This window comes from Variovorax sp. V213 (genome assembly GCF_041154455.1).
In the GTDB taxonomy this organism is placed as follows: domain Bacteria; phylum Pseudomonadota; class Gammaproteobacteria; order Burkholderiales; family Burkholderiaceae_C; genus Variovorax.
Genome location: NZ_AP028664.1, coordinates 62,999 through 76,588 on the forward strand (window position 1 = coordinate 62,999; position 13,590 = coordinate 76,588).

Below are 13,590 nucleotides of genomic sequence, written 5' to 3' on the forward strand. Positions count from 1 at the left end.
TGTGTCTCCGTGGCTAGATGCTGTGCAGCTTGCGTGAAACGCGTTCGATGAAATGGGTGCGGTCGCGTTCGGTCACGGCGTTCATGTCGTGCAGCTGCAGCCATGTCACCTTGCAGCGCCACGCGAACAGCGTCCGCAGCGCCCGCGTGAACAGCCGCCGGCCCGGGTCGCCGATCATCATCACGAACCAGCGCGGCGAGCCGCCCGTGGTCACCACCGTCAGCCGCCGGATGTGCCGCATGCCGGACTTCGCGAGCTGTCCCTTGCGCTCGGCCGGCAAGAAAGCCACGCCCGGCAGCCACACCCGTTCGAGCCAGCCCTTGAGCATGGACGGCGGTCCGTGGAACCAGGTGGGATAGACGAACACCAGGTGCTCGGCCCACAGCAGCGCGTCGACATGCGGCTTCACGCGTTCGCGGATCAATTCGGGGTTCTCGAGATAGGCGATGCGCTCTTCGCGGGTCAGCGTCGGGTCGAAGCCCTCGGCATACAGGTCGATGGCCCGGACCGGATGCCGGGGCTCGAGGGCTTCGAGGGCCGTGCGATAGAGCGCGTGGTTGAAGCTGTCAGGGTTCGGATGGCAATGGACGACGAGCGTTTTCATGAAGGAGGGCCGCATCGCCTGTCGGCGAGACGGGGTCAGAGCCCAAGGGAACAAAGGCCGCGCAGTGCCTTATGGCAACCCAGGCGCCGGCATCTGACCCCGGCGCAAGCCCCGCGCGACCCACGGGAGAAAACGGCGTGCTTACTTTGCGGTGAGCTTCTTGCGGACGTCGACGCCGACGCCCTTGTTGACGAACTGCGTGGTGACGACCTTCGAGAGATCGATCTCGCCCGGCTTGTACAGGCCGGCCTTCACCATCTTGTCGTAGAAGTCCTTCACGCGGGCTTCGTCCATGGCGCCGATGCCCTTGGTGAGCGAGTCGCCGCTGTCGACGATGCCCATCTTCTTCATCAGCTCGATGGAGCCCAGCGATGCGGCAACCGGCGAGTCGGGGTTGATCTTGGCGATCATCTCGTTGGCGGCCTTGTTGTCGCCGTAGAGGTAGTTGTTCCAGCCGATGATCGAGGCCTCGACGAACTTGCGCACGGTCTCGGGCTTGGTCTTGACGAGCTCGGCGCGCGTCTCGATGGTGGTCGAGTAGGTCGAGAAGCCGTTGTCGGCCAAGAGCTGCACCACCGGGTCGAAGCCGGCCTGCGCCTTGATCGAGAGCGGCTCCGAAATGGCGTAGCCCTGTTGAATGGACTTCTTGTCGGCCAGGAACGGACCCACGTTGAAGGTGTAGGGCTTGAGCTGCGAATCCTTGAAGCCATGCTCGGACTTCATCCACTGCCAGAAGCTGAACTGGCCGTCCTTGCCGATGAAGGCGACGGGCGCCTTGGCCATGTCCTTGAAGGTGTCGTAGCCCTGGCCGGGATGCGCGAACATCGCCTGCGGATCTTTCTGGAAGAAGGCCGCGACCACCACCGTGGGCACGCCGTTCTTCACGTTGTCGAAAGACTGCAGCAGGTTGCCGGTCATCAGGAAGTCGACCTTGCCGCCCGGCAGCATCGGCCGGTTGTTGACCATCGGGCCGCCCTGCTGGATGTCGACGTCCAGGCCGTACTTCTTGTAGGTGCCGTCCACCAGCGCCTGGTAGAAGCCGCCGTGGCCGGCCTGCGCCTTCCAGTTGGTGGCAAATACCACTTTTTCCTGCGCCTGCACGGCGAAGGCGGCAGCCGTCAGGGCCAGGCCCATGGCAAGGGCGCCGAGCGGGCGAATGCGGAAATCGGGAATGCGCATGGGAACGTGCTCCTGTGGAGGTTTTGGAAAGTGCGGGACGCGAAGACTAAATCTTTTCAGCGCTCGATGGCCATGGCGGAATGCCAGCCGCGCATTTTTCCCGGGTTCATGAGGCCCATCGGGTCGCTGCGCTTCTTGAATTCGATCTGCTGCGTGTCGATGGTCTTCATGCCGCCGTCTTCGATGGTGACGACGTGCGGGTTGAAGATCTTGCAGCCGCCCTGCGATTCGATCTCGCGGATCACTTCGTACTGATGGGCCTCGCCCTTCCAGCGCACAAGCAGGATGCCGAAGGTGCCGCATTCGCCGCCGGCGCGCGCAAAGTCCTGGTGCTGCAGCACGTCGTCGCCGAAGATTTGCAGATGGCGCTCGACCACCGACGGGTCGAAGGGCTGGGCGTAGGCGACCTGCAAGTAGGTCCAGCCGCGGTCGGCTTTCAGCGCCTGCAGCGTCGTGTGGTTGAACGCGCATTCGTAGGCGGGCGGCAGGCCCTCTGCGAGCAATTCGGGTTCGGTGCCCGCGACGGAGAGGGTGCCGCCATGCGCGGCCGCGAGCGCGCGGAACTCGGCCATCGAATCGGGCGCGACCATGCTGAACACCGCATGCCGGTCGGGCGGAAAGCGGTCGCGCATGGCCGTGTAGTAGGGCGAGAAGCGCGCCTCGACCGTCGAGAGAAGAAAGATGTCGAGCGTGGGCGCCTGTGCCGCAATGCCGAAGGCTAGCGCGCCGCGGTACGTCTCGAACAGCACCGTGCAGTGCACCCATTCGACGGCTGGGCTCAGCGCCACTTCCACCTCGAGGATCACGCCGTTGGTGCCGTAGGCGTGGTGCACCTGCTGGATCTCGTTGCCCTGCAGCTCGATGACGCACGGCTCCCGCTCCACGGTCATCACGCGAGCGCGCAGCAGGTTGCCGGGGTCGCGCAGGATGCCGTGGCGGAACGAGCCGATGCCGCCGAAGCCGCCCGCGATGAAACCGCCGATGGACGCCACGTGCCAGGTCGAGGGCCACATGCGCAGCGCCTGCCCGGTCTCGCGCGCCGCAAGGTCGATGTCGTGCATGCGCGCGCCAGCCTCGACGCGGATGCGGCCCGACTGGATGTCGAGCACGCGGCACATCTGCGTCACGTCCAGCACGATGCCGCCGTCGAGCGGCACGCACTGGCCGTAGTTGCCAGTACCGCCCGCGCGCACCGTGAGCGGCAGCTTCCACTTTGCGGCCGTGGCCGCGACCTGGCGCACATCGTCCTGGGTGCTGACCTTGACGACGAGGTCGGCCACGCAGCCCGCGAGCTGCGCGGTGAGGATGGGGCTGTACCAGTAGAAGTCCTTGGAGAGCTGCTTGCGCTGGCTGGGCGCGGTGATCAGATTGAGGCCGCGCAGGTCTTCGCGCACGGCGTCCCAGTCGACAGCAGGCACGATGGTCCTAGCGTTCACGGCGCATTTCGCTTTCATGCCAATGGCCGAGCACGAGGCGCGACAGGGCCGCGAACACGATGAAGATCACGATGCCGAGCAGGGACACCAGCAGCAGCGCCGCGAACATCATCGGGATCTCGGTGCGAAAGCTCGATTCGAGAATGCGCGAGGCGAGGCCCGTCTCCTTGCCTGCGGTGCCGGCCGTGAACTCGGCCACCACCGCGCCGATCAGGCTCAGGCCGCCCGCGATCTTCAGGCCCGCCATGAAGTACGGCAGCGCGCTGGGTGCGAGCAGGTAGCGGAAGGTCTGCCACGGCGAGGCCTTGTAGAGCTGGAACAAATCGCGCAGATTGCTGTCCGCGCTTTTCAGCCCGATGACCGTGTTCGACAGGATCGGGAAGAAGGCAACGATCCACGCGCACAGCAGCAGCGCCGCCGTGGTGCTGGACACGTAGATCAATATCAGCGGCGCAATTGCGATGATCGGCGTCACCTGCAGGATCACCGCGATCGGGAACAGGCCGATCTCCACCCATTTGAAGAGCGCGAACGCAATCGCCAGCAGCACGCCGCCCACGATGGCGGCACCGAGCGCGAGCAGCGTGAGCTTCACCGTGAACCACAGCGCGCTGGAGAGCGAGCCCCAGTTGTCGAACAGGGTGCGCAGGATGAGCGATGGCGCGGGCAGGATGTAATGCGGAATGTTGTTGGCGCGAACCATCCATTCCCACGCCAGAAGCAGCAGGGTGACGATGCCGGCCGGCACCGCGATGCGCAGCATCGATTCGCGCCGGTGCAGTTTGTCTTCGTGCGCACGCAGCATCGCTTCGGAGGGCGCGACGTCGGCCGCATCCATCGGCACATCGGCCGGCACGGCGGGCTCAGTGATCGATGTCATGCAGCGCTCCATGCAGGGACCGCGACACCGCCGTGCAGTGCGCGTTGTAGCGGCCCGAGGTGCGAAAGTCCTCGCCGCGCGGATAGGGCTCGTCGATGCGGATCTCGTCGATCACCCGGCCCGGGCGTGCCGCCATTACCACGATGCGGTTCGAGAGATACACCGACTCGTACACGCTGTGCGTGACGAACACCACCGAGAAGCGATGCTCGCGCCAGATGGCCAGCAGGTCGTTGTTGAGCTTGATGCGCGTCATCTCGTCGAGCGCGGCAAAGGGCTCGTCCATCAGCAAGAGGCGCGGATGCGTGACCAGTGCGCGCGCAATCGACACGCGCATCTTCATGCCGCCCGAAAGCTCGCGCGGATACACGTCGGCGAAGCGCGAAAGGCCCACCATCTCCAGCACCTGCCGCACCACGGGCGCGGCGGCGTCGCGACTCTGTCCCGCCAGCTTGAGCGGCAGCCACACGTTGTCGAATACCTTGGCCCAGGGCATGAGCGTGGGCTCCTGGAACACGAAGCCCAGGTCGCGGTCGCTTCGGGTCTTTCCGGTGTTGGCGCCCGACCAATGCATCTCGCCCGAACTGAGCCGGGTGAGCCCGGCGATCAGCCGCAGCGCGGTGCTCTTGCCGCAGCCCGATGGGCCGAGAAAGCTGATGAAATCGTGCTCGCCGATGTCGAGCGTCATGCCCTGCAGTGCGAGCGTGCCATTGGCAAAGCGCTTGCTGACGTGGCGCAGGCTGACCAGCGGTGGCGTAGGTTCGAAGGTCATTTCCAGGCCGGTTCGTTGGCGAGGCGCGAGAGCGGAAACCGGTCCACCTCCTGCAGCAGCAGGGCGAAGCGGCGGCCCACGTGGTCGAGCACGGCGGAGCCCTTCTCGGCCGTGGCGCGCGTGGCGTCGCCGGCTGCGCCGGCGGGGTTGATGTCGTGCATCTGCCAGCCGAGCTTGCCGGTGGGCGTGATCGAGAGGAATGTGTTCTCGGCGGCCAGGTCCTCGGTCATCGAGTGGAAGTTCTGGAACCGGTCGGCGCGCACGTGGTCGGGCGCAAGGTGCAGCATCACCGAGCTTTCGAGGTCGCCGGCGTGGATGCCGTGCCTGCCCTCATGCGCGGTGAAGAGCCCTTCGGGCAACCCCAGCGTGTACCAGTTGGCGGCGACGACCATCATGCCGTGCTCTTCGCGCAAGTCGCGCGCCACGATGTCCATCACGCTCATCTGGCCGCCGTGGCTGTTGTAGAGCACCAGCTTGCGCACGCCGGCCTTCGCCACGCATGCGCCGATGTCCTTCCACAGCGAGATCAGCGTGGTGGCCGAGACGGTGAGCGTGCCCGGGTAGCGCGAATGCTCGTTGCTCTTGCCGTAGGGCACGGTCGGCAGGAAGAGCGCCGGCAAGTCGTGGGGCAGGTGCGGGAGCGCGGCGCGCACCATGCCGTCGATGGTGGCCGTGTCGGTCGACATCGGCAGATGGGGACCGTGCTGCTCGGTAGCGCCCACCGGCAGCACGGCGATGAGCCGTTCGCGGTCGAGGCGGGAGAACTCTTCGCTGGTCAGGTCGGACCAGAAGCGGCTGCGCAAGGGGACCGGGTTCATCGTGGCGGACCTCGTGGTGACGGGCAATAAGGACGGATGATGAGCTAAATTATCCGTTCGGTCAAAAAAAGGTGGGATGGCAGTTACCCCCATGCGGCCGCCGCTCGAAGCTCGAAATGCGGCACCTGCGCCTACTTGATGGCGGCTCTCCTTGGGCATATAAGTCGTTCATGGTTCCTTGACTCGTCGCAAGACGAAAGGGGGATGCTGTGAAGAGACGCATCTACTGGTTAGTGCCGGACCTGGCGAGCGCCAGGCAGACAATGGACGATCTGGTCCGGGCGCGCGTCGACGTGGCGCACATCCATTTCGCCGGACCGGAAGGCATGGACATGGCCGGGCTCCACGCGGCCAACGTGTGGCAAACCTCCGACCTCGTCCACGCAGCCAAGACCGGCTGGGTGGTCGGCAGTGCCTGCGGCATCGTCGTCGGCCTCGTGGCCGCGCTGATGTTTCCGATCATCGGCGACGACCCCGAATGGGAGGTGGCCGTGCTCGTGGCCGTCCTGGGTGGCGTGGTCGGCGCCTGGTCGGCCAGCATGGTCGGCATTTCCATCCCGAGCCCCAGGCTGCAACGTTTCGAGGGCGCCATCGCACAGGGGCAGATCCTGCTGATGGTGGACCTGCCGCGTTCCCGCGTGCGGGACGTCGAGGCGCTGCTGCAGTCCGCGCATCCCGAAGCCCGGTTCGAGGGTGAAGAGCCCCAGGTCCCGGCGTTCCTCTGAAGCGCGAATGAGCCCCTGAGCCTATGCCGAGCCGAGGGAACGCACATGACCATGGCCGTTGCCCTGTTGCTCATCGTGGCCGCCTCGGTGCTGTTTCACGTCTTCAATCCATGGTGGACGACGCCTCTGGCTTCGAACTGGGGGCTGATGGACGACACCCTGACGATCACGCTGGGCATCACGGGCATCTTCTTCATTGTCATCAACGCGTTTGTCGCCTACATGCTGGTGCGCTTCCGTCATCGCGAGGGCCACCGCGCGGCACATGAGCCCGAGAACAGGAAGCTCGAGCGCTGGCTGATCGGCGGTACCACCGTGGGCATCATGGCGCTTTTGGCGCCCGGCCTCGTGGTCTACGCGAACTACGTCAGGGAGCCCCACGACGCCCTGGTGCTGGAAGTGCTGGCCCAGCAATGGCAATGGCGCTTCCGCTTCCCCGGCGAGGACGGGAAGCTGGGCGCGACCGATGCGCGCTTCTTCAGCGCCACCAATCCCTTCGGGATCGACCCCGCCGACCGGGCCGGGCAGGACGACCTCCTGATCGCCAGCGACGAGGTGCATCTGCCGCTCGGCAAGCCGGTGCTGGTGCTGATGCGTTCGAACGACGTGCTGCACGACTTCTTCGTGCCGAACTTCCGCGCCCGGATGAACACGGTGCCGGGGCAGGTCAGCCGCTTCTGGTTCACGCCGACCGTCGCGGGTCGCTACGAAGCGCTTTGCGCGCAGCTGTGCGGCGTGGGCCACCCCAACATGCGCGGCTACGTGGTGGTGGAAGACCCGGCGGCCTACACGGCCTGGCGCGCGGCGCTGCCGACCTTCGCCAAGTCGCAGGCCAAGGCGCCCGAGCCTCCGGCCGGCGCCGTGGCGGCCGGCGGTGGCGCGCGCGTCGAACAGGGCCGCGCGCTGGCGGACGCCAAGGGCTGCGTGGCCTGCCACACGATCGACGGCAGCCCTCGCGTGGGACCGACCTGGAAGGGGCTGCACGGCAAGACCGAAACCATGGCGGACGGCTCCACCGCGCTGGTCGACGAAGCCTATCTGCGCAGCTTCATCCGCGATCCGCAGGCCCGCCATGTGAAGGGCTTTCCGCCCGTCATGCCCAAGATCGAGTTGAGCGATGAAGAACTGGCCGCGCTGGTGGCCTATATCCAGAGTCTGGGCAGCCCGCCGGCGCAGGCTGCCGCCGAACAGAAGGCTCCGCGATGAACACTCCTTCGCCCACGGGGCACGCCGTGCCCCACACCGACGACGCCGGGCACCCCGCGCCGCAGAGTTTTCTGACCCGCTACGTCTGGAGCCAGGACCACAAGGTGATCGCCGTGCAGTACGCCTGCACCGCCATCGCGGTGGGCGTGGTGGGCGTGGTGCTGTCCAACCTGATGCGGCTGCAGCTCGGCTTTCCCGGCCAGTTCGAGTTCATCAACGCCGAGCGCTACTACCAGTTCGTGACCATGCACGGGATGATCATGGTGATCTACCTGCTTACGGCGCTGTTCCTCGGCGGCTTCGGCAACTACCTGATTCCGCTGATGGTGGGAGCGCGGGACATGGTCTTTCCCTACCTCAACATGCTGAGCTTCTGGGTCTACCTGCTGTCGGTGGTGGTGCTGATGGCGAGCTTCTTCGTCGCCGGCGGTCCCACCGGCGCGGGCTGGACGCTGTATCCACCGCAGTCGATCCTGCCCGGCACGCCGGGCCATGCGGGCGGCATCGTGCTGATGCTGGTGTCGCTGGTGATCTTCATCGTGGCGACCACGATGGGCGGCCTCAACTACGTGACCACCGTGCTGCAGGCGCGCTGCGAAGGCATGACGCTGCTGCGCATGCCGCTCACGGTGTGGGGCATCTTCGTGGCCACCATCCTCGCGCTGCTCGGCTTCCCGGCGCTGTTCGTCAGCGGCGTGATGCTGCTGCTCGACCGGACGCTGGGCACCAGCTTCTTCATGCCGGCGCTGGTGTCGATGGGCCAGGTGACAGGCTACAAGGGCGGCAGTCCGCTGCTGTTCCAGCACCTGTTCTGGTTTTTCGGCCACCCCGAGGTCTACATCGTCGCGCTGCCGGCGTTCGGCATCGTCTCCGACCTGATCAGCGTGCACGCGCGCAAGTGCATCTTCGGCTACCGCATGATGGTGTGGGCCATCGTCGCCATCGGCGGACTCAGCGTGGTGGTGTGGGCGCACCACATGTTCGTGAGCGGCATGAACCCGTACTTCGGCTTCTTCTTCGCGACCACCACGCTGATCATCGCGGTGCCCACCGCGATCAAGGTCTACAACTGGATCCTGACGCTGTGGCGCGGCGACATCCACCTGACGGTGCCGATGCTGTTCGCGCTGGCCTTCCTGTGCACTTTCCTCATCGGCGGGCTGACCGGGCTGTTCCTGGGCAACGTGAGCGTGGACATCCCGCTGTCCGGCACCTATTTCGTGGTGGCGCACTTCCACATGGTGATGGGCGTGGCGCCGCTTCTGGTGGTGTTCGGCGGCATCTACCACTGGTTTCCCAAGGTCACCGGCCGCATGCTCGACGACCGGCTCGGCCGGCTGCATTTCTGGATCACCTTCCTCGGCACCTACGCGATCTACTTCCCGATGCATTATCTCGGCGTGCTGGGGATGCCCCGGCGCTACTACAACTTCGACGGCTACAAGTTCATTCCGCCGTCGGCGTTCAGCATGAACGAGTTCATCACCGTGGTCGCGCTGATCGTCGGCGTGGGCCAGCTGCTGTTCATCTTCAATCTTGCCTGGAGTGCCTGGCGCGGCCGGCCGGCCGACGCCAATCCATGGCGCGCCGCCTCGCTCGAATGGCAGACGCCGGCAACGCCGCCGGGCCATGGCAACTGGGGCCCGCGGCTGCCGGTGGTCTACAGGTGGGCCTATGCCTATGCGGAGCCGGGCGCGGCGGAAGATTTCACTCCGCAGAACGCGCCGCCGGAACCCGGGGCAGGGGAGCCCGAGCCGGAGGGCCAGAGCGAGGTCCGGGGAGCACCGGCATGAGCGCAGCGCCGACGGCCACTGCATCGGGCGTCCGCGATGCCGGCCGCGGCGGACGCCCTCGCGATGCGCACGCGAGCGCGGCCAGCATCGGCCTGTGGGTCTTCATGGGCGTGGCCTCCGCGTTGTTCTCCCTCTTCATCGTGGCCTACGTGATGCGCATGAGCGGTGAAGATTCGATGACGATCGCGCTGCCGTGGCAGCTCTGGCTCAGCTCGGCGCTGCTCGTGGCGGGCAGCGTGGCGCTGCAATGGGCCGGTAGCGCATCGCGCGGCCCCGACCCGATGCGGGCCCGTCGCCTGCTGCTGGCCGGCGGCCTCTGCGCGGTGGGCTTCCTGGGCGTGCAGCTGTGGGCCTGGCAGGCGCTGCTGGGCGCACAGGTGATGCCGGCCGGCAATCCGGCGGGCAGCTTCTTCTATCTGCTGACCGCCATGCACGGACTCCACCTGGCGGGTGGGCTGGCCGGGTGGGCATGGGCTGCGCGCGCCGCGTGGCCCGACCCCGCCAGGGCCGCATGGCGCATCGCGCTGTGCGCGCGCTACTGGCACTTCATGCTGGCTGTGTGGCTGGTGCTGTTCGGTCTGCTGGGCTGGGTGACGCCGGAGGTGGCGCGCTTCATCTGCGGCACATCCTGAGGAGGCGTCTCATGAACCACACCGCAACCATCGCAGCAACGCCGTTGAATCCCGAGATCGCCGCAAGCGGCTGGCGCGGGCTGATTGCCGACTGGTCTTCCGACCGCCAGGCGTTCCACGTCTCGTGGGGCAAGGCGATGATGTGGATCTTCCTGCTCAGCGACACCTTCGTCTTCAGCTGCTTCCTGACCGGCTACATGACGGTGCGCGTCTCGACCACCGTGCCGTGGCCCAACCCGAGCGAGGTGTTCGCGCTCCATGTGGGGGGCGCCGACATACCGCTGCTGTTGATTGCGATCATGACCTTCGTGCTCATCACCAGCAGCGGCACGATGGCGATGGCCGTCAATTTCGCCTATCGCGGCGACCGCGTGAACGCCGCCACGCTGATGCTCGTGACCGCGACATTCGGCGAGCTCTTCGTCGGCATGCAGGCCTTCGAGTGGTCCAAGCTGATCCTCGAAGAGGGCGTGCGGCCCTGGGGCAACCCCATGGGGGCGGCTCAGTTCGGCTCGGCCTTCTTCATGATCACGGGCTTTCACGGGCTGCATGTGTCGGCCGGCGTGGTCTTCCTGTTCGTGGTGGCCTTCAAGCTGATGCGAGGCGACTACGACAGGAGGGGCAACTACCAGATCGTCGAGATCACCGGCCTGTACTGGCACTTCGTGGACCTGGTGTGGGTGTTCATCTTTGCGCTGTTCTATCTCTGGTGAGGACGACCATGGACCACGTCTCAGGCCAACAACATCCGATCAGCCTCTATCTCAAGATCTGGGGGCTGCTGTTCGTGCTCAGCACGATGTCGTACCTGGTCGATTACTTCCATTTCCAGGGGTATCTGCGCTGGGGCCTGATCATCACCTTCATGTTGCTGAAGGCGGGTCTGATCGTCGCGGTCTTCATGCACATGGCCTGGGAGCGGCTGTCGCTGGTCTACGCCATCCTGGTGCCGCCCCTGTGCCTGCTGGTCCTGGTCTGGCTGATGGCGGCGGAGGCCGACCATACCTTCCTGACGCGGCTGCTGTTCTTCCACTGACGGCCTTGCGGGCCGCTCAGCGCCGCACGATGTAGCGCGTGACGACCGGCTGTGTTTCGCCGACGTGGAATGCGAGCCGGCGCTCCCGCAACGCCATGTCGCTGGCCGTGGCGCGGTTGAAGCGGCGCAGGTGGTCGGTCCACGAGTCGTCGACGATCTGCTCCACATAGCGGCTGGGCTGCGCGATGTCGTGCAGCAGTTCCCAGCCGATGGCGCCCTGGCTCAGGCGCGCGCGGCGCGTCTGCTGCATCACGAGGTGGAAGGCCGCGGCGCGCGACGGCTCGATGAGGTATTCGACCGTGATCACCACGCGGCCGTCCTCCTGCGGCGCCTCGGCCGGCGGGCCGGCGGCCCAGCCGGCTTCGGCGGGGCGCGTGTCGTCTTCGCCGACGCCGTCGGTCACCCAGCGCAGGGCCACCAGCATCAGCAGCGTGCCGCTGACGGCGGCGATGGCGAGGCTCAGGTTCAGCGCCGTGACCGTGGCCACCTGGCCCCAGAGCGCCGCGCCGATCGCGCTCGCGCCCATGATCGCCATCTGGTAGGTCGACATGCCGCGTGCGCGCACCCAGTCGGGCAGCGCGAGCTGCGCCGAGACCGAGAGCGAGTTGGCCACCGTGATCCAGGCCATGCCGCCGAAGAACATCGCGGGCACCGCGACCCAGGCGTTGGGCGCAAAGGCCATCACCGCGGTGGCGAGCGACTGCAGCACCGTGCCTCGCAGCACCAGTTGGTCGCGCCCCAGCGCCTGGCGCAGCCGCGGCAGGAACAGCACCGCGATGATCGCGCCCGAACCCATGGCCGCCAGCAGCAGCGTGAAGGTGCCCGCACCGCCGCCCTGGAGGTTGCGCGCCAGCAGCGGCAGCAGCGCGAGCAGGGCCGTGGAGTGAAAGAAGAAGATCGTGATGCGCGAGAGCACCGCCCGCATGCGCTGCGACTGCCAGACGAACTGCACGCCCACGCGCATGGCGCTGATGAGCTTCTCGCGGCCCAGCGGATTGGGCGTGTGCTCGCGCCGCCAGCGCAGCACCACGAAGCCCGAGGCCACCGACAGCACCGCGTTGAGCGCGAACACCCAGATGGTTCCGGCGCTGGCGATCAGCATGCCGGCCGTGAGCGGGCCGACGATGCGCGAGGCGTTCATCGCGATGCCGTTCAGGCCCAGCGCCGCCGGCAGCTGCGGCCTCGGCACCAGCTCGGGCACGATGGCCGCAAACACCGGCCAGCGCAGCGCCAGGCCGATGCCGTTGGCGAAGGTGAGCGCCAGCAGGAGCGGGGCGGTCATCATGTCGAGCGCCAGCGCCGCGCACAGCACGATGGCCGTGCCGGCCAGCCAGAACTGCGTGGCCACCAGCCAGCGCCGGCGGTCGAGGATGTCGGCCAGCGCCCCGCTGGGCAGGCCCAGCAGGAACACCGGCAGCGTGGAGGCCGACTGCACCAGCGCCACCCAGATGGGCGAGCTGGTCAGCGAGGTCATCATCCACGCCGCCGCCACGTCGTTCATCCACATGCAGATGTTGGCGACGAGCCAGGTGCTCCACAGCATGCGGAAAACGGGCAGCTTGAGCGGCACGAGCGCCGCGAACTTCGGTGGCTGCGGCCGGGCGGGGGGGATGGGTGTCTCTTCGGGCGATATCGGTGGCATGTGGCCCGATTGTGCCGATGCCATCGAGACCGGTCGAAAAACTCGGCAATCCCCGGGGAAGAGCCTATCCCCGGTCGCTGCGTGCCAGGCGGTGCTCGAGGCGCCGCAGCATCGTGGTGAGCACGAGCGTCATCACCCAGTAAACCACCGAAATCGCGAGGTACGGCTCCCAATAGCGCGCATAGGCGCCCGCCACCGTGCGGGCCGCGTAGGCCAGCTCGGCCAGCCCGATGGCCGAAACCAGCGAGGTGTCCTTCAGGAGCGCGATCGCGTTGTTGCCCAGCGGCGGCAGCATGCGGCGGAAGGCTTGCGGCAGCACCACGTAGCGCATCACCTGCAGGGGCGTGAAGCCGATCGACCGGCCGGCATCGAACTGCCCGCGCGAGATCGACTGGATGCCGGCGCGAAACACCTCGGAGATGTAGGCCGCCGAGTTGAGCGTGAGCGCCACCACGCCGGAAATCAGCGCGCCGTGTTCCTGCTTGAGCGTGCGCGCCAGGTCGCCGTCGATGAGGAGGCCGGTCGCCGGGTGAATGAACACCGGCATCACCGCGAAATGGATCAGCAGGATCTGCACGAAAAGAGGCGTCCCGCGGAAGAAGCTCACGTACACCGTGGCCGGCCAGCGCAGGAAGAAGCGCGCGATCCAGGTCCACGGCGCATGGCGCGGACGCGCCAGCCGCGCCAGCGCGAGGCACAGGCCCCAGCTCGAACCCAGCAGCACGCACACCACCGTCATGCGCAGCGTCATCCAGGCGCCCTGCCAGAACAGGTCCTTGTATTCGACCAGGATGTCCCAGCGGAACCATCCGAACAGCAGGACGGGTTGTTCCATCTAGCGCTCGCTCTTGCTCGAAGCGGGTGTGC

Annotated in this window: 14 protein-coding genes; 6 read left to right on the forward strand and 8 right to left on the reverse strand. The window is 66.8% G+C overall.

Translation table 11 applies throughout. The annotated features are described in order from the left end of the window. Nucleotides 1-13: 13 nt before the first annotated feature. The 6 genes from ACAM55_RS00280 to ACAM55_RS00305 form a co-directional block, all read right to left on the reverse strand. Nucleotides 14-604 (reverse strand): NAD(P)H-dependent oxidoreductase, encoded by a 591-nt coding sequence (locus ACAM55_RS00280; protein ID WP_369654154.1) that lies wholly within the window; start codon nucleotides 602-604, stop codon nucleotides 14-16. A gap of 141 nt (nucleotides 605-745) precedes the next feature. Continuing rightward, nucleotides 746-1,783, reverse strand: a complete 1,038-nt coding sequence (locus ACAM55_RS00285) for an ABC transporter substrate-binding protein (protein WP_369654155.1) — start codon at nucleotides 1,781-1,783, stop codon at nucleotides 746-748. A gap of 56 nt (nucleotides 1,784-1,839) precedes the next feature. Continuing rightward, the gene (locus ACAM55_RS00290) at nucleotides 1,840-3,237 is read right to left on the reverse strand and encodes an FAD-binding oxidoreductase (RefSeq protein ID WP_369654156.1); all 1,398 of its coding nucleotides are present in this window, start codon (nucleotides 3,235-3,237) and stop codon (nucleotides 1,840-1,842) included. Beyond that, nucleotides 3,209-4,099 carry an ABC transporter permease gene (locus tag ACAM55_RS00295; RefSeq protein ID WP_369654157.1) on the reverse strand — a complete coding sequence of 297 codons (891 nt, stop codon included), beginning with the start codon at nucleotides 4,097-4,099 and terminating at the stop codon, nucleotides 3,209-3,211. Before ACAM55_RS00295 ends, ACAM55_RS00290 begins: the two co-directional genes overlap by 29 nt. After that, nucleotides 4,083-4,871, reverse strand: coding sequence for an ABC transporter ATP-binding protein (locus tag ACAM55_RS00300; RefSeq protein ID WP_369654158.1), 789 nt, complete (start codon nucleotides 4,869-4,871; stop codon nucleotides 4,083-4,085). Before ACAM55_RS00300 ends, ACAM55_RS00295 begins: the two co-directional genes overlap by 17 nt. Further along, the gene (locus ACAM55_RS00305) at nucleotides 4,868-5,689 is read right to left on the reverse strand and encodes a creatininase family protein (protein WP_369654159.1); all 822 of its coding nucleotides are present in this window, start codon (nucleotides 5,687-5,689) and stop codon (nucleotides 4,868-4,870) included. The genes ACAM55_RS00300 and ACAM55_RS00305 overlap by 4 nt, the downstream gene beginning before the upstream one ends. A 209-nt stretch (nucleotides 5,690-5,898) precedes the next feature. Between ACAM55_RS00305 and ACAM55_RS00310 the strand changes: the two genes are divergently transcribed. From ACAM55_RS00310 to ACAM55_RS00335, 6 genes are read left to right on the forward strand one after another with little or no spacing between them, the layout of a single operon-like run. Continuing rightward, on the forward strand, nucleotides 5,899-6,414 hold the full coding sequence (locus ACAM55_RS00310; protein ID WP_369654160.1) for a DUF1269 domain-containing protein: 516 nt from the start codon (nucleotides 5,899-5,901) through the stop codon (nucleotides 6,412-6,414). A gap of 45 nt (nucleotides 6,415-6,459) precedes the next feature. Continuing rightward, the gene (locus tag ACAM55_RS00315) at nucleotides 6,460-7,620 is read left to right on the forward strand and encodes a c-type cytochrome (RefSeq protein WP_369654161.1); all 1,161 of its coding nucleotides are present in this window, start codon (nucleotides 6,460-6,462) and stop codon (nucleotides 7,618-7,620) included. Nucleotides 7,621-7,646: 26 nt separating this feature from the next. Further along, nucleotides 7,647-9,413, forward strand: a complete 1,767-nt coding sequence (gene ctaD / locus ACAM55_RS00320; protein ID WP_369656476.1) for a cytochrome c oxidase subunit I — start codon at nucleotides 7,647-7,649, stop codon at nucleotides 9,411-9,413. After that, nucleotides 9,410-10,045: a bb3-type cytochrome oxidase subunit III gene (locus tag ACAM55_RS00325; protein ID WP_369654162.1), complete on the forward strand. Its 636-nt coding sequence runs from the start codon at nucleotides 9,410-9,412 to the stop codon at nucleotides 10,043-10,045. The genes ctaD and ACAM55_RS00325 overlap by 4 nt, the downstream gene beginning before the upstream one ends. 11 nt (nucleotides 10,046-10,056) lie before the next feature. Continuing rightward, nucleotides 10,057-10,758 (forward strand): heme-copper oxidase subunit III family protein, encoded by a 702-nt coding sequence (locus tag ACAM55_RS00330; RefSeq protein WP_369654163.1) that lies wholly within the window; start codon nucleotides 10,057-10,059, stop codon nucleotides 10,756-10,758. 8 nt (nucleotides 10,759-10,766) lie between these two features. Continuing rightward, nucleotides 10,767-11,081, forward strand: coding sequence for a cytochrome C oxidase subunit IV family protein (locus tag ACAM55_RS00335; protein WP_369654164.1), 315 nt, complete (start codon nucleotides 10,767-10,769; stop codon nucleotides 11,079-11,081). A 16-nt stretch (nucleotides 11,082-11,097) separates the two neighbouring features. Here the strand turns inward: ACAM55_RS00335 and ACAM55_RS00340 are convergent, their stop codons facing one another. Then, on the reverse strand, nucleotides 11,098-12,723 hold the full coding sequence (locus ACAM55_RS00340; protein ID WP_369654165.1) for an MFS transporter: 1,626 nt from the start codon (nucleotides 12,721-12,723) through the stop codon (nucleotides 11,098-11,100). 64 nt (nucleotides 12,724-12,787) lie between these two features. Beyond that, nucleotides 12,788-13,558: an amino acid ABC transporter permease gene (locus ACAM55_RS00345; protein ID WP_369654166.1), complete on the reverse strand. Its 771-nt coding sequence runs from the start codon at nucleotides 13,556-13,558 to the stop codon at nucleotides 12,788-12,790. Between the last annotated feature and the right edge of the window lie 32 nt (nucleotides 13,559-13,590).

Coding starts and splice junctions, on each gene's coding strand:
- ACAM55_RS00330 (WP_369654163.1), top strand. CDS start 10,057: ATGAACCACACCGCAACCATCGCAGCAACGCCGTTGAATCCCGAGATC.
- ACAM55_RS00340 (WP_369654165.1), bottom strand. CDS start 12,723: ATGCCACCGATATCGCCCGAAGAGACACCCATCCCCCCCGCCCGGCCG.
- ACAM55_RS00280 (WP_369654154.1), bottom strand. CDS start 604: ATGAAAACGCTCGTCGTCCATTGCCATCCGAACCCTGACAGCTTCAAC.
- ACAM55_RS00285 (WP_369654155.1), bottom strand. CDS start 1,783: ATGCGCATTCCCGATTTCCGCATTCGCCCGCTCGGCGCCCTTGCCATG.
- ACAM55_RS00295 (WP_369654157.1), bottom strand. CDS start 4,099: ATGACATCGATCACTGAGCCCGCCGTGCCGGCCGATGTGCCGATGGAT.
- ACAM55_RS00325 (WP_369654162.1), top strand. CDS start 9,410: ATGAGCGCAGCGCCGACGGCCACTGCATCGGGCGTCCGCGATGCCGGC.
- ACAM55_RS00290 (WP_369654156.1), bottom strand. CDS start 3,237: ATGAAAGCGAAATGCGCCGTGAACGCTAGGACCATCGTGCCTGCTGTC.
- ACAM55_RS00305 (WP_369654159.1), bottom strand. CDS start 5,689: ATGAACCCGGTCCCCTTGCGCAGCCGCTTCTGGTCCGACCTGACCAGC.
- ACAM55_RS00335 (WP_369654164.1), top strand. CDS start 10,767: ATGGACCACGTCTCAGGCCAACAACATCCGATCAGCCTCTATCTCAAG.
- ACAM55_RS00315 (WP_369654161.1), top strand. CDS start 6,460: ATGACCATGGCCGTTGCCCTGTTGCTCATCGTGGCCGCCTCGGTGCTG.
- ACAM55_RS00300 (WP_369654158.1), bottom strand. CDS start 4,871: ATGACCTTCGAACCTACGCCACCGCTGGTCAGCCTGCGCCACGTCAGC.
- ACAM55_RS00345 (WP_369654166.1), bottom strand. CDS start 13,558: ATGGAACAACCCGTCCTGCTGTTCGGATGGTTCCGCTGGGACATCCTG.